Origin of the sequence: Phenylobacterium sp. (assembly GCF_965229015.1) — a bacterium.
Lineage (GTDB): Bacteria > Pseudomonadota > Alphaproteobacteria > Caulobacterales > Caulobacteraceae > Phenylobacterium.
Genome location: NZ_CBDDIM010000002.1, coordinates 167,003 through 185,942, shown reverse-complemented (window position 1 = coordinate 185,942; position 18,940 = coordinate 167,003). Strand labels below are relative to the sequence as shown.

General features: G+C 70.0%; 14 protein-coding genes. 7 read left to right on the top strand and 7 right to left on the bottom strand.

Features of this window, described 5'->3' with window-relative positions:
• Positions 1-24: 24 nt before the first annotated feature.
• Positions 25-486: a COG3650 family protein gene (locus tag ACO06I_RS17100; protein WP_421933824.1), complete on the top strand. Its 462-nt coding sequence runs from the start codon at positions 25-27 to the stop codon at positions 484-486.
• A gap of 183 nt (positions 487-669) precedes the next feature.
• Here the strand turns inward: ACO06I_RS17100 and ACO06I_RS17095 are convergent, their stop codons facing one another.
• The gene (locus ACO06I_RS17095) at positions 670-804 is read right to left on the bottom strand and encodes a hypothetical protein (protein WP_421933823.1); all 135 of its coding nucleotides are present in this window, start codon (positions 802-804) and stop codon (positions 670-672) included.
• Positions 805-976: 172 nt separating this feature from the next.
• Here ACO06I_RS17095 and ACO06I_RS17090 point away from each other — a divergent pair, with 172 nt between their 5' ends.
• The 3 genes from ACO06I_RS17090 to recQ all read left to right on the top strand — a co-directional run bounded on the left by ACO06I_RS17090 (position 977) and on the right by recQ (position 5,138).
• On the top strand, positions 977-2,716 hold the full coding sequence (locus ACO06I_RS17090) for an N-acyl-D-amino-acid deacylase family protein (protein WP_421933822.1): 1,740 nt from the start codon (positions 977-979) through the stop codon (positions 2,714-2,716).
• 76 nt (positions 2,717-2,792) lie between these two features.
• Positions 2,793-3,257 carry a BLUF domain-containing protein gene (locus ACO06I_RS17085; RefSeq protein WP_421933821.1) on the top strand — a complete coding sequence of 155 codons (465 nt, stop codon included), beginning with the start codon at positions 2,793-2,795 and terminating at the stop codon, positions 3,255-3,257.
• Positions 3,258-3,305: 48 nt separating this feature from the next.
• Positions 3,306-5,138 (top strand): DNA helicase RecQ, encoded by a 1,833-nt coding sequence (gene recQ, locus ACO06I_RS17080; RefSeq protein WP_421933820.1) that lies wholly within the window; start codon positions 3,306-3,308, stop codon positions 5,136-5,138.
• Here recQ and ACO06I_RS17075 read toward each other — a convergent pair.
• From ACO06I_RS17075 to dnaN, 5 genes are all read right to left on the bottom strand, one after another.
• Positions 5,135-6,208: a methyl-accepting chemotaxis protein gene (locus ACO06I_RS17075; protein WP_421933819.1), complete on the bottom strand. Its 1,074-nt coding sequence runs from the start codon at positions 6,206-6,208 to the stop codon at positions 5,135-5,137. The two genes, recQ and ACO06I_RS17075, sit on opposite strands and share 4 nt — an antisense overlap.
• A gap of 166 nt (positions 6,209-6,374) precedes the next feature.
• The gene (locus ACO06I_RS17070; RefSeq protein WP_421933818.1) at positions 6,375-7,244 is read right to left on the bottom strand and encodes a class I SAM-dependent methyltransferase; all 870 of its coding nucleotides are present in this window, start codon (positions 7,242-7,244) and stop codon (positions 6,375-6,377) included.
• Positions 7,245-7,322: 78 nt separating this feature from the next.
• A complete protein-coding gene (gene gyrB / locus ACO06I_RS17065) occupies positions 7,323-9,761 on the bottom strand; it encodes a DNA topoisomerase (ATP-hydrolyzing) subunit B (protein WP_421933817.1) in 2,439 nt (812 codons plus the stop codon).
• The gene (recF, locus tag ACO06I_RS17060) at positions 9,758-10,903 is read right to left on the bottom strand and encodes a DNA replication/repair protein RecF (protein ID WP_421933816.1); all 1,146 of its coding nucleotides are present in this window, start codon (positions 10,901-10,903) and stop codon (positions 9,758-9,760) included. Before recF ends, gyrB begins: the two co-directional genes overlap by 4 nt.
• 52 nt (positions 10,904-10,955) lie before the next feature.
• A complete protein-coding gene (dnaN, locus tag ACO06I_RS17055) occupies positions 10,956-12,074 on the bottom strand; it encodes a DNA polymerase III subunit beta (RefSeq protein WP_421933815.1) in 1,119 nt (372 codons plus the stop codon).
• A gap of 203 nt (positions 12,075-12,277) precedes the next feature.
• Between dnaN and polA the strand changes: the two genes are divergently transcribed.
• From polA to ACO06I_RS17040, 3 genes are all read left to right on the top strand, one after another.
• The gene (gene polA, locus ACO06I_RS17050; protein ID WP_421933814.1) at positions 12,278-15,142 is read left to right on the top strand and encodes a DNA polymerase I; all 2,865 of its coding nucleotides are present in this window, start codon (positions 12,278-12,280) and stop codon (positions 15,140-15,142) included.
• A gap of 216 nt (positions 15,143-15,358) precedes the next feature.
• Positions 15,359-17,032, top strand: a complete 1,674-nt coding sequence (locus ACO06I_RS17045) for a CocE/NonD family hydrolase (RefSeq protein ID WP_421933813.1) — start codon at positions 15,359-15,361, stop codon at positions 17,030-17,032.
• Positions 17,033-17,085: 53 nt separating this feature from the next.
• Complete coding sequence (locus ACO06I_RS17040; RefSeq protein WP_421933812.1) at positions 17,086-17,961, top strand: DUF1206 domain-containing protein; 876 nt, start codon at positions 17,086-17,088, stop codon at positions 17,959-17,961.
• A 102-nt stretch (positions 17,962-18,063) separates the two neighbouring features.
• On the opposite strand, the gene ACO06I_RS17035 is transcribed toward ACO06I_RS17040, so the two are convergent.
• Complete coding sequence (locus tag ACO06I_RS17035; RefSeq protein WP_421933811.1) at positions 18,064-18,843, bottom strand: metallophosphoesterase family protein; 780 nt, start codon at positions 18,841-18,843, stop codon at positions 18,064-18,066.
• Positions 18,844-18,940 lie beyond the last annotated feature (97 nt).

The window sequence follows — 18,940 nt, the reverse complement described above, 5'->3', positions numbered from 1 at the left end:
CGTCCCCGCGAAAGGATCGCCGCCATGCGCCCCATCGTCCTTACCGCCTGCGTCCTGATCCTGGCCGCCTGCTCGCCCCAGGCGCCCGACGGCGCCGTGGCCCCGCCCCCCGCCGATGCGCCGGCGACGCCGCCCGCGGCCGCGCCGCCGCCGGTCGTGGCCCCGATCCCGGAGGAATTCTCCGGCGATCTCGACGCGCGCGGGACCGAGCCCTTCTGGGGCCTGCAGATCCGCGCCACCCAGATCACCCTGCAGCGCCCCGACCATCCCAACCTGGTGGCCGCCAATCCGGGCCTGACCCTGCAGGGGCCCAAGGCGGTCTGGACCACCACGGCCGGCGCGGTCCCGCTCACCGTCACCCTGACCCTGCAGGCCTGCTCCGACGGCATGTCGGACCTGAAGTACGGCTATGCGGCGGAGGTGACGCTGGGCGCCGAGACCCTGAAGGGCTGCGCCGGCAAGGCCGCGGCGATGCCGAAGGAATAACTTCGCCTCTCCCCATTCAGGGGGAGAGGATGGGTGAGGGGGCCTCCGCGCAGCGGAGGTCTTGCTGAGATCGGAGCGCAATGGCCCTTCAGAAAGGGCCCTCACCCGACCTCTCCCGCAAGCGGGAGAGGAGCATGCCGCGCTGATCTCTGGGCGCTCCCCACACCGGGAACAACTGGGAGCCTACCCCGCCCCCAGCGTCATCGTCGCGATCTGGCTCTCGCCGGCCGGGGCGGCGTGCTTGTTCGGCGTCGGAAGCAGCAGGCCCACCAGGACGGCGGCCAGGGTGGCGGCGGTGAAGAAGGTCTTGAGCGCCATGGGAGGGTCCTCCCGAACCCCGTGATCTTGGCCCACAGCCTAGCTTGCCGCGGTTAACGCTTCGGGTGGGGCCGGCGAAATAGGACCCAGCCTGACCTCGCGGCGCCCTTGACCCCGCGGCCCCTCCGGGCGCCCAATTCGATCCAACGAAGAAGACGATAGGGAGACCGCCATGGAACGGGCCTGGGACCTGGTGATCCGCAACGGCCGCGTGGTGGACGGCTCGGGCGGGGAGCCCTACGCCGCCGACGTGGCCATCAAGGACGGGCTGATCGCCCAGGTGGGCGAGGTGCGCGGCCGGGGCGCCGAGGAGATCGACGCGGCGGGGAAGATCGTCACCCCCGGCTTCGTGGACATCCACACCCACTATGACGGCCAGGCGACCTGGGATTCCCACATGCAGCCCTCGGCCTGGCATGGGGTGACCACCGTGGTGATGGGCAATTGCGGGGTCGGCTTCGCCCCCTGCAAGCGCGAGGACCACGACCGGCTGATCCGCCTGATGGAGGGGGTCGAGGACATTCCCTTCCCGGTGCTGACCGAGGGCCTGCCCTGGACCTGGGAGAGCTATCCCGACTATCTCGACACGCTTTCCGCCCGCAGCTTCGACGTCGACATCGGCAGCCAGCTGCCCCACGCGGCCCTGCGGGTCTATGTGATGGGCGAGCGCGGGGCCAACCGCGAGGCGGCCACCGAGGCCGACATCGCCGCCATGGCCGCCATCGCCAAGCGGGCGGTGGAGGCCGGGGCGCTCGGCTTCTCCACCTCCCGGACGCTCAACCACCGCACCAGCGACGGCCAGCCGACCCCCACCCTCACCGCCTCGGAGGCCGAGCTCACCGGCATCGCCATGGGGCTGGCCGCGGCCGGCAAGGGCGCCCTGCAGTTCGTCTCCGACTTCAACGACCCGGCCGAGGAATTCGCCATGCTGCGGCGGATCGTCGAGGCCTCGGGGCGGCCGCTCTCCTTCTCGCTGGTGCAGAATCCCCGCCAGCCGCGGCAGTACGAGTTCCTGCTGGAGCAGCTGCGCGCCGCCAACGAATCCGGCCTGCCGATGAAGGCCCAGGTGGCCGGGCGGCCGGTGGGCATCCTGTTCGGCCTGGAGCTGACCCTCAACCCGTTCACCAGCCGCCCCAGCTACCAGGCCATCGCCAAGCTGCCCCTGGCGCAGCGGGTGGAGAAACTGCGCGACCCGGCCTTCCGCGCCCAGCTGTTCGAGGAGGGCGCGGCCGCCGATCCCGCCTTCGCCGCCAACATGACCCGCAACTGGGGGATCATGTTCCTGATGGGGGCCGAGCCCGACTACGAGCAGACCCCGGACCGCACCATCGCGGCGATGGCCGCCGCCCGGGGCGTGACGCCGGAGGAACTGGCCCTCGACCACATGCTGTCGAACGGCGGACGGGGCATGCTCTACCTGCCCTTCCTCAACTATGCCGACGGCTCCCTGGACCCCAGCTTCGAGATGCTGACCCATCCCGACACCGTGCCGGGCCTGTCGGACGGCGGGGCCCATGTGGGCATGATCTGCGACGGCAGCTTCCCCACCTCCAACCTCACCCACTGGACCCGCGACCGCACCCGGGGGGCCAGGCTCTCCCTGCCGCTGATGGTCAAGATGCAGAGCCACGACACCGCCCAGGCGCTCGGCCTGTTCGACCGCGGCCTGATCGCCCCGGGCTACCGGGCCGATCTCAACGTCATCGACTACGAGCACCTGACCCTGAGGGCGCCCCAGGTGGCCTATGACCTGCCGGCCGGCGGGCGTCGGCTGATCCAGCGGGCCGACGGCTATGTGGCCACCATCGTGGCCGGCCAGGTCACCTATCGCGACGGCGAGCCCACCGGCGCCCTGCCCGGCCGCCTGCTGCGCGGCAGCCAGGCCGCGCCCGTGTCGATGGCGGCGGAGTAGCCACGGCCAAGCTTTGCTGAATGATTTCAACGAACGCGTTAGGCGTCCGTTAGGAGCGGCCGTGGCATGCCAGGGTATGTCGCAGGCCATTTCCGGCAGCCGCTCGCTGCACCGCTTGATCTATGCCAGCCGCCAGGCCTTCGCGCCCGACATGGTGGCCGACGACGAGATCGACGCCCTGATCCGCGCCTCCATCCGCAACAACCGGCTGACCTCCCTCACCGGCCTGCTGCTGGTGCATGACGGCTGGTTCGTCCAGGCCCTGGAGGGCCCCGCCACGGCGGTGATGACCACCTATCAGCGGATCCTCAACGACCCCCGCCACACCGACAGCCGGGTCATCTCGGCCGGCCCCGCCGACGCCCCCGAGTTCGGCGATTGGAACATGTGCGCGCGCCGCTTCAGCCCCGCCGACGACGCCATCCTCGACACCCTGGCGCAGAAGCAGGCCTTCGACCCCGCCACCCTGAGCGACAAGGCGGCCCTGCGCCTGCTGAAGGCGGTCCGCGGCATCCAGGACCGCACGGCGCTCACAGCCTAGTGTCTTAGGCCTCTTCGCGCGGGGCCCGACGCACGGCATAAGACCGCCATGCCATCCGCCTCCCTCGACGAGGCGCGGGAGATCCTGCGCCGCACCTTCGGCCATGCCGAGTTCCGGGGCCGCCAGGCCGAGGTGATCGCCGAGATCCTGGCCGGGCGCAGCGCCATGGCCGTCCTGCCCACCGGCGGCGGCAAGAGCCTCTGCTACCAAATCCCCAGCCTGATGCGCCCGGGCCTGGGCCTGGTGGTCTCGCCCCTCATCGCGCTCATGACCGACCAGGTGGCGGGACTGGTGCAGTCGGGGGTGGCCGCCGCGCGGCTGGACTCCAATATCGAGCCCTGGGAGAAGGCCCAGACCTGGGAGCGGATCGAGGCGGGCAAGCTGGATCTGCTCTACATCTCGCCCGAGGGCCTGATGAGCTCCTCGGTGATGGAGCGCCTGCGCCGCACGCCGCTCGCCCTGGTGGCCATAGACGAGGCCCACTGCGTCAGCCAGTGGGGCCACGACTTCCGCCCCGAATACCGCATGCTGGGCCGCCTGGCCGAGGTCTTCCCCGATGTGCCGCGCCTGGCGGTCACCGCCACCGCCGATGCGCGCACCCGCGACGACATCCGCGCCGAACTGCGGCTCGAGAACGCCCAGGAGTTCGTCGCCAGTTTCGCGCGGCCCGAACTGGCGCTTTCAGCCGAACGCAAACGGGGCGCGGGCCACAAGCGGGTGCTGGAGCTGATCGAGGCCCGGCCCGACCGCTCGGGCGTGGTCTATGCTGGCTCCCGCGACGGGGTCGACAAGCTGGCGGAGTCCCTGCGGGCGGCCGGAACCCACGCGCTCGCCTATCACGCCGGCCTCGACAAGACCGTCCGCGCCGAGCGGCTGGAGACCTTCCTGGAGGCGGACGCCGCGGTGATGGTGGCCACCATCGCCTTCGGCATGGGGGTCGACAAACCCGACGTCCGCTTCGTGATCCACGCCGATCCGCCCGCCTCCATCGAGGCTTACTGGCAGGAGATCGGCCGGGCCGGCCGCGACGGGGATCCCGCCGAGGGCATCACCCTCTATGGCGCGGCCGACATGGCCTGGGCCTATCGCCGCATCGACGGCCGCGAGATGGACGACACGGTCAAGGCCGTGCAGCGCCGCAAGGTCGGCCAGTTCTACGCCATGCTGGACGGCGCCAACTGCCGCGCCGCCGCCGTGCGCCGCTATTTCGGCGAGGAGGGCGTGGCCCCCTGCGGCCAGTGCGACCTCTGCCTGTCGCCGCCCGAGAGCATCGACGCCACCGAGGCCGCCCAGAAGGCGCTCTCGGCGGTCCACCGCCTGGGCGGCCGGTTCGGGCGCGGCCGGCTGGTGGAGCACCTGCTGGGCAAGACCAAGGAGCCCTCCAGCTTCGAGGCCGGGCTCACCACCTTCGGCATCGGCCAGGAGTTCAGCACCAATGGCTGGCGCGACCTGCTGGACCAGCTGCTGTTCGACGGCCTCTTGAAGGAGGACCCCAATGACGGCCGCCCGCTGATCGGCCTGGGGGACCCCGAGGGGGTGAAGGCGGTCTATCGCGGCGAGCGCCGGGTGGGTCTGCGCAAGGCGCCCGAGGAGCATGACCCCACCACCCGCTCCGGCCGGCCCCGCAAGCGCCGGGAGGCCGCGGCCATCGACGTCGCCGACGCCGGCCTGTTCGAGGCCCTGCGCTACTGGCGGGCCGGGGAGGCCAAGCGCCAGCACGTGCCGCCCTATGTGATCTTCCCCGACCGCACCCTGATCGAGGTGGCCCAGACCAAGCCCGGCTCCCTGCCCCGCCTGGCCGCCGTCTCCGGGGTCGGCGAGAGCAAGCTCGCCCGCTACGGCGAGGCGGTGCTGGAGGTAGTGAAGGGGTTCGAGGCTTAAGCTGCTCGGACGCCGGCGGAGGCCGCGTCGGGTTCGCGCTGGGTGATGGCGCCGTACCAGCCCAGGCCCTGATAGGTCTCGTAGCCCGGCGTGAGCGCGTAGCCGACGGTGACCCCGTCGCGGGCGTAGCTGCCCATGCCGGTGGCGTCGCCGGGCAGGCGGAAGGTCTCCTCCAGTTCGCCGCGCCGGTCGGAGGCCGCCAGGATCCGGCCGCTGTGGTCCAGCAGCAGCACCCGCGAGCGGGCCCGCTCGTCCTCGGTCAGGCGCACCCCGTCCACCACCGCCTGGGCCTGGGGTTTCCAGTCGAAGTGGATGCCCAGGACCCCGATCACCGCCCCGTCGGCCAGGCCGTCCTGGCGGATGGCGGTGGCGTAGGTGGCCACCGGGGCGTTGTGCAGGGCGGCGATCCGCTCGATGTCCCAGGCCACGAACTCGTCGCCCGAGACCGTCTTCATCGCCTGCTGGAACCAGCCGGCGGCGGGCACCGACAGGCCCTGGGTCTGGGGATAGGTCTGGGGCCGGCCGGTGGCCAGCACCTTGCCCCGGGCGTCGCAGATCCACAGGTCGAGATAGACGGTATAGGCGTCGAGGATGACCTTCAGCCGGCTGCTGGCGTGGCGGGCGGCCTCGGGCGTCGGCTCGGCGCAGCAGGCCACCACGGCGGAATCGGTGGCCCACCAGCGGACGTCGCAGGTGCGCTCATAGAGGTTGCGGTCGATGATCTCGATGGCGTTGAGCGCCAGGTCGGCGAGGCGCTGGCCGCGCAGGTGGTCGAGGATCGCGCCCCCCACCGCCGACAACTCCCGCAGGTCGGCGCGGACCTGGCTCTCCAGGGCCTGGGCCACCTCGTCGATCTCCTGGGAGATGCGCTTGAACTCCTCCGACACGATGGCGAAGGCCTTGCCCGCGTCGCCCGCGCGGGCGGCGGTGATCAGGGCGTTGATCGCCAGCATCTTGGCTTCGCGATTGATCGACGAGATCTCGCCGATCTTGGCGCCGGCGACGGACGACAGCCGTTCGGAGAGCTCCAGAATGCGTTCCGGGACCAGGGGGCCGTCGGATTCAGCCAAACCGCATCCTCTTGCGCCGCGGCGCACGCTGACGGGACGATCGGGACATGCGGACACGATCCCGGAGTCGGGGCGACCATTTTAAGTGTCGCAGGCGCCTGCGCCGGCGCATTCCCGCGCTGAAACCCCGGAAATTCCTAGATTTTGGGCAGAGATTGCCCGGTTTTTAGGCGGGCGCCAGGAAGACGTAGCGCTGATAGGGGTCGGCCAGGGCCCAGTCGGCGCCCGCGATTCGCCAGTCCGGATAGGTCTGGGCGATGAAGTCGAGGGTCATGGAGGTGTCGCCATAGGTGGCCTCCCCCTCCACGGTGTCGCGGCCGTGGGGGACGAAGGCGAAGCCCTCGGCGGCGTGTCGGGCCTGATAATCGGCGGCCTGGGGGGCGTAGTCGGGGTTCACCACCCAGTACTCGGCCGGGCGGATGGTGATGGCCAGCAGGCCGTCCGGGGCGATGTGCTTGCGCAGGGCGCCGAGCGCCGCGTCGGTGGCGTTGCGCGAGGTGTGGGTGAAGACCGAGAAGGCGAACATCACGTCGAAGGCGGCTTCCGGCGCCGGCAGGCTGACCGGCAGGTAGTCCGACTGGGCGAGGTTGCCCGCCAGGTTCGCCTCGCGGCAGAGGTTCACCGCCAGGTCCCAGGGGTCCAGGGCCCAGATCGCCTCGGGATTGCTGAAATAGTAGAGCAGCCGGGTCATCCGCCCGTAGCCGCAGCCATAGTCGAGGATCTTCGCCCCCGAGAGCGAGCGGTTGCGCAGGGCGGCGTAGTTGTAGGCGAGCGCCCGGATGAAGCTGACCGTGGGCTTGAGCAGGGACAGGCCCGCGTCGCCGGTGAAGTTGCGCTGGGTCTCCTCGCTGGCCATGCGCGGCAACAGCGCCGACAGCGCCGGCAGGTCCTCGCGCGGCAGGTCGAAGAGCAGCATGCCGAAGGCGTCCAGCGAGAGCTTGCCCCGCAGGAACTCCAGCACCTCGTTGACGGTGGCGCCGCGGGCGGCGAGGCCGTCGGCCTCGGTCACGATCCTGGCTTCGTCGATCAGCAGCACGCGGAAACTTTCGCTAGGCGGCGAGACGCCGCGCGGAGAGCCCGTTTGCCCAAACCGCGCGGCGGTTACAAGTCCGGCTTAGACGTCGACCTCGGCGTCCAGGGCGTTCTCCTGGATGAACTCCCGGCGCGGCTCCACCAGGTCCCCCATCAGGCGGGTGAACATGTCGTCGGCGTCGTCGGCGTGGTTGACCCGGACCTGCAGCAGGGTGCGGGCGTCGGTGTCAAGGGTGGTTTCCCACAGCTGCTCGGGGTTCATCTCGCCCAGGCCCTTGTAGCGCTGGATGGCCAGGCCGCGGCGGCCGGCGTCCATGATCGCGCCCACCAGATCCAGGGGCCCGCGCACCGTGGTGACCTTGTCCTTGCGGGTGAAGACCGCCGGGCCGGCGAAGGTGTCGGCCATGGTGGCGGCGCGCTCGGCCAGGCGTCGCGCGTCGGCGGCGTGCAGCAGCAGGTCGTCCAGCACCACGCGCTCGGAGACCCCGCGCTTGACCCGGCTGAAGACGAAGCCGCCGGCGGGGCCGGGCTCGCCGGACCAGCTGCCGTCGCTTTCCTCGGCGTAGAGGTCGAGCCGCTTGGCGGCGGCGTCGATATTGGTCCCCTCGGCCAACAGGCCGCCCAGGGCCGCCTGTTCGATGGCGAAGGCGGGGGCCCGCGACGATAGGCGCTCGATATTGGCCTTGGCCGAGCGGGAGGTCTGGATCAGGGCCAGCAGGTCCTGGCCGGCCAGGCGTTCGCCATTGGAGAGATCCAGGGTCGCGCCATCCAGACCTTCGTTGACCAGGTAGGTCTCCAGGGCCGGATCGTCCTTGAGGTAGGTGATCGACTTGCCCTTGGCCGCCTTATAGAGCGGCGGCTGGGCGATATAGAGATAGCCGCGCTCGATCACCTGCGGCATCTGCCGGTAGAAGAAGGTGAGCAGCAGGGTCCGGATGTGGGCGCCGTCGACGTCGGCGTCGGTCATGATGACGATCTTGTGGTAGCGGACCTTCTCAATATCGAAGTCGTCGCGGCCGATGCCGGCGCCGAGCGCCGTGATCAGGGTGCCGATCTGGTCGGACCCCAGCATGCGGTCGAAGCGGGCGCGCTCCACATTGAGGATCTTGCCGCGCAGGGGCAGGACGGCCTGGTTCTCGCGGTTGCGGGCCTGCTTGGCCGAGCCGCCGGCGGAGTCACCCTCCACCAGGAAGATCTCGGACTTGGCGGGATCGCGCTCCTGGCAGTCGGCCAGCTTGCCGGGCAGGGAGGAGATGTCGAGCGCGGTCTTGCGCCGGGTCAGGTCGCGGGCCTTGCGGGCCGCCTCGCGGGCGGCGGCGGCCTCGGCGATCTTCTGGACGATCAGCTTGGCCTCGACCGGATGCTCCTCGAACCACTGGCCGATGCCTTCGGACACCAGGCTCTCGACGGCGGGACGCACCTCCGAGGAGACCAGCTTTTCCTTGGTCTGGCTGGAGAACTTGGGGTCGGGAACCTTGACCGACAGGACGCAGGTCAGGCCCTCGCGGCTGTCCTCGCCCGACAGCGAGACCTTCTCGCGCTTGGTGGCGCCGGAGCTCTCGGCATAGCCGGTGATGATGCGGGTCAGCGCCGAGCGGAAGGCGGCCAGGTGAGTGCCGCCGTCCTTCTGCGGGATGTTGTTGGTGAAGCAGAGGACGTTCTCGTGATAGCCGTCGTTCCACCAGAGCGACAGGTCCAGCTCGACGTTCTCGCGCTTGCCGCGAACCACGATGGGGGTCTTCAGGATCGGGGTCTTGGCCTTGTCGAGGTGGCGCACGAAGGCCTCGATGCCGCCCTCGTAGTGCATGACCTCCTCGAAGGGCTCGGCCTCGCGGTTGTCCTTCAGCCAGATGGTGACGCCGGAATTGAGGAAGGCCAGCTCGCGCAGGCGATGCTCCAGGGTCTTCCGGTCGAACTCGATGAAGGCGAAGGTCTCGGTCGACGCCATGAAGGTGACCTCGGTCCCCGACAGGAACTCGCCGTTTTCGCGCAAGGGGGCGTCGCCGGTGACGATCAGGGGCGAGACCGCGTCGCCGCGGCGGAACTCCATCTCGTAGGCCTTGCCGCCGCGATAGATCTTCAGGCGCAGCCAGTCCGACAGGGCGTTGACCACCGAGACGCCCACGCCGTGCAGGCCGCCGGAGACCTTGTAGGAGTTCTGGTCGAATTTCCCGCCGGCGTGCAGCTGGGTCATGATGACCTCGGCCGCCGAGACGCCCTCGCCCTCGTGGATGTCCACCGGGATGCCGCGGCCGTCGTCGGTCACGGTGACCGAGCCGTCGGGATTGAGGATCACCTCGACCCGGGTGGCCCAGCCGGCCAGGGTCTCGTCGATGGCGTTGTCCACCACCTCATAGACCATGTGGTGCAGGCCCGACCCGTCGTCGGTGTCGCCGATGTACATGCCCGGGCGTTTTCGGACGGCGTCCAGGCCCTTGAGGACCTTGATGGACTCCGCGCCGTATTCGGCCTGGCCGTTGTTTTCCGGCGTGTTGTCGGGGATCTGCGTTTCGTCGGTCATTCGGTATCCAGAATCGCCAGGCTGGAGCCATCCACATGGACGCCCTGGGCCCGGCCCTTCAAATCTTCGAACAGGTGCTCGTCCGTGCCGGTGAGGAAGGCCTGGAGCTTGAGCGCCGTGATTTCGTCGAACAATGCGGCCCGCCTGCGGCGGTCCAGGTGCGCTGCGACTTCGTCTAGCAACAATATAGGGTTTGGTCCTGATTCTGCACGTGAAAGACGCGCCGCCTGCCCCAAAACCAGGTTCAGAATCAGGGCTTTCTGCTCCCCGGTGGAGCATTCCGCCGCCGGGCGGTCCTTTTCGGCGTGGATCACCGCCAGATCCCCCCGATGGGGGCCGGTGAGCGCCCGCCCCGCAGCCGCGTCCCGCTCCCGCGCCCCGGCCAGGGCCTGGGCCAGGCGGGCCTCGATCTCCGGGGTCTCGACGCCCTCCAGCGCCATCTGCTCCCAGGCGCCGGTGAGGCTGAGGCGGGCCTGGGGAAAGGGCCGGTCCCCGCGCTCGTCGATCTCGCTCTGGAGGGCCGAAAGGGTCCGGGCCCGCGCCGCGGCCATCAGGGCCCCGGCCTCGGCCAGCCGGGCCTCGAGCGCGCTCAGCCAGTCGGGATCGGCCGGACCGTCGGTGAGCAGGCGCATGCGCTCGCGCTGGGATTTCTCATAGGCCGAGGCGTGGGCGGCGTGGGCCGGCTCGGCGGCGAAGACCAGGCGGTCGAAGAACCGGCGCCGGTCGCCGGCGCCCTCCAGGAACAGCCGGTCCTGGGCCGGGGTCAGCCAGACCTGGCGCTGGTGGTCGGCCAGGCGGCCGGGCGGCACGGGCTCGCCCTCCAGCCGCACCGTGCGCCGCGCGGCGCCCGCGGTCTCGGTTCCGGTGCCCAGCCGCACCGGCTCACCGTCCAGCTCGATGATCGCCGCCACGGCCCAGGCGCGGCCTTGGGTCTCCCCCGGCATCCGCCGGCCGACCTCGGCGAGGCTGGCGCCCCGCAGTCCGCGGCCGGGGGTGAGCAGGCTGACCGCCTCCAGCAGATTGGTCTTCCCCGCCCCATTGGGCCCGATCAGAAACACCGGCCGCCCGTCCAGGGGCAGCTCGGCGCGGCCATAGGAGCGGAAGTCCGTCAGGGTCAGGCGGGTAAGGGCCGAGCGGGTCACCGGCGGGTCATAGCCGGTTTTTCCACCTCACCCCACAGCCGTGATCGCGGCCCTAGACCCTGAGCGGCATCAGGACGTAGCGGACGTCCGGGTCGGTGGGGTCGAGAACGAGGGCCGGGTCGTTGGGGCCGCCGAAGCGGAACTCGGCGAGCTCCGCGCCGATCTGGTCGGTGACGTCCAGCAGGTAGCGGGCGTTGAAGCTGAGCTCGAAAGCCTCGCCGGAATAGTCGACCTCGATCTCCTCGACGGCCTGGCCGGCCTCCATGTTGCGGACCGTCAGGATCACCCGGCCCGGCTCGATGGCCATGCGCACCGAGCGGCTCTTCTCCGCCGAGATGGTGGCCACCCGGTCCACGGCTTTCGCGAACAGCTTGTTGTCCACCATCATCACCCGGTCGTTGTCGCGGGGGATGACCCGGACATAGTCGGGGAAGTTGCCGTCGATGACCTTGGAGGTCAGGGCGGCGCCGCCGAATTCGAAGCGCACCTTCTGGGGGCTGACCGCCAGGTCGACGCTTTCGCCGGCGTCCTCCAGCAGGCGCCGGGCCTCGTTGACCGTCTTGCGGGGCACGATGACGCCGGGGGTTCCGGCCGAGCCCTCCGGGGCGATCATCTCGGCGAGCGCCAGGCGGTGGCCGTCGGTGGCCACGGCGCGCAGCTTGGCCACGCCGCCCTCCACCACCGAGTGCAGGTAGAGGCCGTTGAGGTAGTAGCGGGTCTCCTCGGTGGAGATCGCGAACTTGGTCTTGTCGATCAGGCGGATCAGGTCGCCGACATCGACGCCGATGCGGTTGGAGAGGCCATCCGACGACATCACCGGGAAGTCGCCGGCCGGCAGGACCGGCAGGTTGAAGCGCGAGCGCCCGGCGGCCACGGTCAGGCGCGGGTCCTCGCCGGTGAAGGAGAGCGAGACGTCGGCGCCGTCCGGCAGCTTGCGGACGATCTCATAGAGGGTGTGGGCCGGCGCGGTGATCTGGCCCGGCTGCTCCACCTGGGCGAAGGCCTCGTCGATGATCTCCATGTCGAGATCGGTGGCCGAGAAGGTCAGGCGTTCGCCCTCGGCCGAGAGCAGCACATTGGAGAGGATCGGGATGGTGTTGCGGCGTTCCACCGCGCTTTGCACATGCCCGAGCGCCTTCAGAAGCGCCGCCCGCTCGATCGTCAATTTCATGGTCAGTCCGAACCTGTGGCCAACGGCGCGCCCGTGCGCCGCCGCCCCCCGATAGGAAGGGACTTGCGACTTTAACCGAATTGCCGCCGCGCGGAAGAGGGACCGGCGCCCTGGCCGGGAGAAGTCGAAGATATGTGGCGTCAGGTCGCGGCGCGGGCCTCTGCGCAGGTGACCCGGCGGCCTCTGCCCCCTATCTTGGAGGCATGACCGACACGCCGATCGCCGACGCCCCGCCGCTGCCCGACCTGCCCCGCGACAACACCCAGGACGGGCCGGCCGTCCGACTCTATCTGGTGGACGGGTCGGGCTTCATCTTCCGCGCCTTCCACGCCCTGCCGCCCCTGACGCGCAAGAGCGACGGCCTGCCCATCGGGGCGGTCTCGGGCTTCTGCAACATGCTGTGGAAGCTGCTGGTGGACATGAAGGCCCAGGCCGACGCCCCCACCCACCTGGCGGTGATCTTCGACCATTCGGAGAAGACCTTCCGCAACAAGCTGTACGACAAGTACAAGGCCCACCGCCCGCCGCCGCCCGAGGACCTGATCCCGCAGTTCCCCCTGGTGCGGGACGCCACGCGGGCCTTCGGCGTGCCCAGCCTGGAACTGCCGGGCTACGAGGCCGACGACATCATCGCCGCCTATGCCTGCAAGGTGCGCGACATGGGGGGCGAGGTGCGGATCATCTCGTCGGACAAGGACCTGATGCAGCTGGTGGGGGACCGGGTGTTCATGATGGACACCATGAAGAACCTGCTGATCGGCCGCGAACAGGTGATCGAGAAGTTCGGGGTGCCGCCGGACAAGGTGGTGGACGTCCAGTCCCTGTGCGGCGACAGCGTCGACAATGTGCCGGGCGCGCCCGGCATCGGCGTCAAGACCGCCGCCCTGCTGATCAACGAGTATGGCGACCTCGACACCCTGCTGTCGCGGGCCGGCGAGATCAAGCAGGACAAGCGCCGCCAGACCCTGATCGACTTCGCCGACCAGATCCGCCTGTCGCGGCAGCTGGTGCAGCTGGACTGCGACACACCCCTGCCCGCCCCCATCGACGACCTGAGGGTGGCCGAGCCCACCGCCGAGGTGCTGGCCGCCTTCCTGGAGGAGATGGGCCTGCACACCCTGGGCCGGCGCGTCGCCGGCGGCGGCGGTGGGACCAAGGCGCCGGCCGCGCCCTCGACGCCGGCCCCGCGCCCCGAGGCGGTCACCGACCACGGCCCCATCGACACCACCAAATATGTCTGCGTCCGCGACCTTGAGACCCTCGACGCCTGGATCGCCCGGGCCCGGGCCGCCGGGGTCATCGCCTTCGACACCGAGACCGACTCGCTCTCCTCGGCAAACGCCGGCCTCTGCGGGGTGTCCCTGGCGGTCGCGGCCGGCGAGGCCTGCTACATCCCCGTGGGCCACGAGCACGAGGGCGGGCTGGAATTCGACGCTCCGGCCGACCTGACCCAGATCCCGCACGACGCGGTGATGGCGCGGCTGAAGCCGCTGCTGGAGGACCCCTCGGTCCTCAAGGTGGCCCAGAACGCCAAGTACGACCTGGCGGTGCTGTCGCGGCAGGGGATCGATGTGGCCCCCATCGAGGACACCATGCTGATCAGCTACGTGCTGGAGGCGGGGCTGCACAAGAGCCACGGCATGGACGAGCTGTCCAAGCGCTGGCTGGGCCACGAGCCCATCGCCTTCAAGCAGGTGGCCGGGGCGGGCAAGGCCCAGAAGAGCTTCAAGCACGTGCCCCTGGAGCCTGCGACCTGCTACGCCGCCGAGGACGCCGACGTCACCCTGCGGCTCTACCAGATCCTGCGCCCGAAGCTGGCCGCGGCGGGCCTGCTCACCGTCTACGAGACCCTGGAGCGGCCCATGCCGCCGGTCCTGGCCCAGATGGAGTGCGAGGGGATCCGCATCGATCCCGACCAACTGGCCAGGCTCTCCCACGACTTCTCGGTGCGGATGACCGAGCTGGAGGCCCAGGCCCATGCGCTCGCCGGCCGCCCCTTCAACCTCGGCAGCCCCAAGCAGATCGGCGAGGTGCTCTATCAGGAGATGGGCCTGGCCTCGAAGAAGACCACCGCCACCGGCGCCCAGGGCACGGACGCCTCCATCCTCGAGGAGCTGGCCGCCCAGGGCGCCGAGCTGCCCCGGGTGCTGCTGGACTGGCGCCAGCTCTCCAAGCTGAAGGGCACCTATACCGACGCCCTCGCCGCCGCCATCTCCCCGCGCACCAACCGGGTCCACACCTCCTATGCGCTCGCCTCCACCACCACCGGGCGGCTGTCCTCGTCGGACCCCAACCTGCAGAACATCCCGGTCCGCACCGAGGAGGGCCGCAAGATCCGCAAGGCCTTCATCGCCGAGCCGGGACATGTGCTGGTAAGCGCCGACTACAGCCAGATCGAGCTGCGCCTGCTGGCCCATGTGGGGGACATCCCGCAGCTGAAGAAGGCCTTCCTCGACGGCCTGGACATCCACGCGGCCACCGCCTCGGAGATGTTCGGCGTGCCGGTGGAGGGCATGCCCGCCGAGACCCGGCGCCGCGCCAAGGCGATCAATTTCGGCATCGTCTACGGCATCTCGGCCTTCGGCCTGGCCAACCAGCTGTCGATCCCGCAGGACGAGGCCGGGGCCTATATCAAGACCTATTTCGAACGGTTCCCCGGCATCCGCACCTATATGGACCGCACCAAGCAGGCGGCGCGCAGCCAGGGGTTCGTCACCACCATCTTCGGCCGCAAGGTCAATATCCCCGCGGTCTATTCCAAGTCCCAGGCCGAGCGGGCCTTCGGCGACCGGGCGGCCATCAACGCCCCGCTTCAGGGGGCCGCGGCCGACATCATCCGCCGGGCCATGATCCGCATGCCCGCCGCCCTCAAGGCCTCGGGACTGAAGGCCCGGATGCTGCTGCAGGTGCACGACGAACTGGTCTTCGAGGTCCCCGAGGCCGAGGCCGAGGCCCTGATCAAGGTCGTCAAGCGGGTGATGGAACACGCCGCCGAACCCGTGGTGGCCCTCTCGGTCCCCCTGGTGGTGGATGCGCGGGCCGCCAAGAACTGGGACGACGCGCACTAGACCCTCTGTGTCATCCCGGTTTCCGCGCCAGCGGAAGACCGGGACCCATAGACACCGATGTCTCCGGCGCCCCCCGCGCATCTGGGTCCCGGACCAGCGCTACGCGCTTTCCGGGATGACACATTGGGGGTTCGGTCCTCTAATCTCCCCGTGGCGTCCGCGCCGCGATTTCAAAGACAGAAAATTTTCGCGCCTGATCGGCGCGGGGGGAAGCCCATGACGACCTTCAAAGCGGCCCTGCTGGCCGCCACCCTGTTCCTTGCGCCGATGAGCGCCCTGGCCCAGACCCCGCCGCCGGCCGCCTACGCCCCGCCGCCCGGCGCGGTGGAGGAATTCGCCACCCTGCGGGATGGGGTGAAGCTGGCGGCCAATGTGTTCAAGCCCCAGGGGACGGGCCCCTGGCCGGTGGTGCTGAGCCGCACCCCCTATCTGAAGGACGGGCGCGGAACCCCCGACCAGCTGGCCGCGGCGGCAAAGAAATACACCGACGCCGGCTATGTCTTCGTCCTGCAGGACGTGCGCGGCAAGGGCCGCTCCGAGGGCTTCTACCAGGCCTATGTCACCGACATCGAGGACGGCTACGACAGCGTCGAGTGGGCCGCCAAGCAGCCCTGGTCCAACGGCCGCGTCGGGGTCACCGGGGCCTCGGCGCTCGGGGTCACCTCCAACGCCGCGGCCATGGCCAACCCGCCCCACCTGAAGGCGGCCTATGTGGTGGTGGCCCCCTATGACCGGCTGCACTCCAGCTTCATGGGCGGGGTGATCAAGGAAAAGGACTCGGTGGGCTGGCTGAAGGGCCAGGGGGTCTCCGACGCCGAGGTCGACGCCCTGCGCGCCCGGGCCGCCGACGACGTGTTCTGGAACCGGTTCGCCATGAGCACGAACCGCAAGTACATCGCCGTGCCGATCTACAATGTCGGCGGCTGGTACGACATCTTCAACCAGGGCAATACGTCGAACTTCGAGCACCTGCAGAACCAAGGTTCCAAGGGCGCGAAGGGCAATCAGAAGCTGCTGATGGGCCCCTTCGGCCACGGGCCGCTGTCCGGCGACCTGGCCTATCCCGGTCAGGACCAGTTGCAGGGCGCTTTCGGCAACGAACTGCGCTGGTTCGACTACTGGCTGAAGGGCATCGACAACGGGATCATGGACGAGCCCCCGGTCAGCTTCTTCATGATGGCCGGCGCCCGGAAGGGCGCGGCCTCGCCCAAGAACCGGATGATGACCTCGGCCAACTGGCCGCCGGCCCACCGCGAAGTCCGCTACTATCTGACGCCGGACAAGGGGCTGACCACCAAGCCGCCCGCCGCGACCGAGGCCAGGCTCAGCTACAGGTTCGATCCGGCCAATCCGGTGGCCACCTTCGGCGGCGCCAACCTGACCTTCGATCGCGGGCCGGAAGACCAGCGCCAGGTTCCGGCGCGCCAGGACTACCTGCGCTTCCAGACGCCGGTGCTGGACAGGGACGTGGCCATCGCCGGACCGGTGAAGGTGGAGCTCTACGGCGCCACCGACGGCCTCGACACCGACTTCATGGCCAAGCTGGTGGACGTCTATCCCGACGGCTACGAGGCCCTGGTCCTGGATGCGCCGATCCGCACCCGCTACCGCCAGGGACGCGAGCCCGACGACGTGAAGATGATGACCCCGAACGCCCCGGAGGAACTGACCATCGACCTGTGGTCCACCGCCATCACCTTCGAGAAGGGGCACCGGATCGCGGTGCACATCACCTCCTCCAACGCCCCGCGCTTCGAGGTCAATCCCAACACCGGCGAGGCCCCGGGCCAGCACAGCCTCAAGCCCCGGGTGGCGGTCAACAGCGTCCATATGGACGCCGCCCACCCCTCCGCCCTGATCCTGCCGGTGATCTATCCGGAGGGGAACTAGGGGGCCGGGCTGACGTTCCCGCCCCAGCGCCGCTTGGGCGCGAGGCGTTCGTCGTGACCACCACCGCCAATGAACCCTCGGCCACCGCCTTCGCCCAGGTGCGCGACTGGATCGTCCAGGCGCCCTGGCCGGCCCTGGCCGAACTCGCCTGCCGGGCGGGCTATCTGGCCCGCGGCTTCATCTATCTCAGCATCGGCGGCATGGCCGTCCTGGCCGCCCTGGACCTGACCCCCCGGGCGCAGGGCTCGCGCGGGGCGCTGGAAGCCTGGGCGCACTGGCCCTTCGGCGTGGTGCTGCTCTGGCTCACCGGCCTGGGGCTCTACGCCTTCGCCGGCTGGCGCCTGCTGCAGTCGGTGTTCGACGCCGACCGTCAGGGGACCAGCCTGCGGGCCATCGGATCGCGCATCGGCCAGGCGATCAGCGGAGTGGTCTACGGCGCCCTGGCGGTCTCGGTGTTCGGCCTGATCGACGCCCTGGAGGACCTCACCGAGGCCGACGACCAGGCCAAGACCCGGCAGGCCGTGGCCGCGATCCTGGCCCTGCCCGGAGGCGAGCTGCTGATCGCCGCGGCGGGCCTGTTCATCCTGGGGGCCGGGGTGGGCAATATCGTCCAGGTCTTCGGCCGGGACTTCTGCAAGCCCCTGGCCTGCGACGAGACCGTCCGCACCTGGGCGCCCTGGGTCGGCCGCGCCGGCTATCTGGGGCGGGGCCTGGCCTTCCTGCCCATCGGCGCCCTGATGCTGGCGGCGGGGATCAAGGCCCGCAGCGAACAGGCGTCCGGCATGGGCGGCGCCTTGCAACTGCTGGAGGGCCAGCCCTTCGGCGACGCCCTGTTGACCCTTGTGGCGCTGGGTCTGGTGGCCTTCGGACTCTTCGCCTTCATCGAGGCCCGCTATCGCCGCATGGCGGTGGACCGGATCCTGGGCTAGAGCGCGCCAGGGTTAAGTGGAAGCCGGTTAACCCGCCCGGCGCGCTCAACCTTTTGGAATTTAGAGCCTTTTTAAACGGGCCAGATCTGGCCCTAAAAGGCTCTAGGCGGCCGAACGCACCGCGCGGCCCTGCAGGATGCGGTGCCCGCTGTCGTCCAGCCGCACGGCGGTGAGCAGGCCGGTGGCATAGGCCCCGGTGTCGACCCCGATCCGGCGGCCGGTGATCTGCGGCTCCTCCATCGGGGTGTGGCCGTGGACGATGATCTTCTCGAACTTGGCGGTGGACTGCAGGAACTCCGCGCGGATCCACAACAGGTCCCGCTCCACCTGGCGCTCCAGGGGCACGCCGGGCCGAACGCCGGCATGGACGAAGGCGTAGTCGCCCACGGTCAGCATCAGCTCCAGGTTTTCATAGAAGTGGGTGTGGGCCGGCGGCAGGACCTTGCCGAAGGCCAGGCGGGCGGTCTCCCAGGCCTCGGGGTCGGTGCGGGTGGCCGGGGGCTGGACGCCGTAGGAGGCGAGCGTCGCCGACCCGCCATGCTCCACCCAGGTCTGGCCGAAGCCCGGCTCGTCGCGGAACTGCAACAGGGCTTCCTCGTGGTTGCCCTTGAGCGCCCGGACCTCGAAGGCGGGTTCGGCCTGAAGGCTCAGGATGCGATCGATGACCTGGGCCGAGGCCGGGCCGCGATCCACATAGTCCCCCAGCAGGACCAGCATCGGCCGTTCTTGCGGCGCCGAGTCCAGGACGTCCTGGGCGATGGCGTGCAGCAGGGGATCGAAGGCGTCGAGCCGGCCGTGGATGTCGCCGACGGCGTAGACCAGCCGCCCGCCAGTGGAGGGCGGAGCTTCCGGGGTCTTGCGGCCGAACAGGCGAGAGAACAAGGGCGGGCCTTCTGGGTTGGACGCCCACCTTAGGTAGGGTGCGCGAGGTCTTCAACGCGGAGACGACCGGAAAGACCCGCCCGCCCCGCAACGGGTC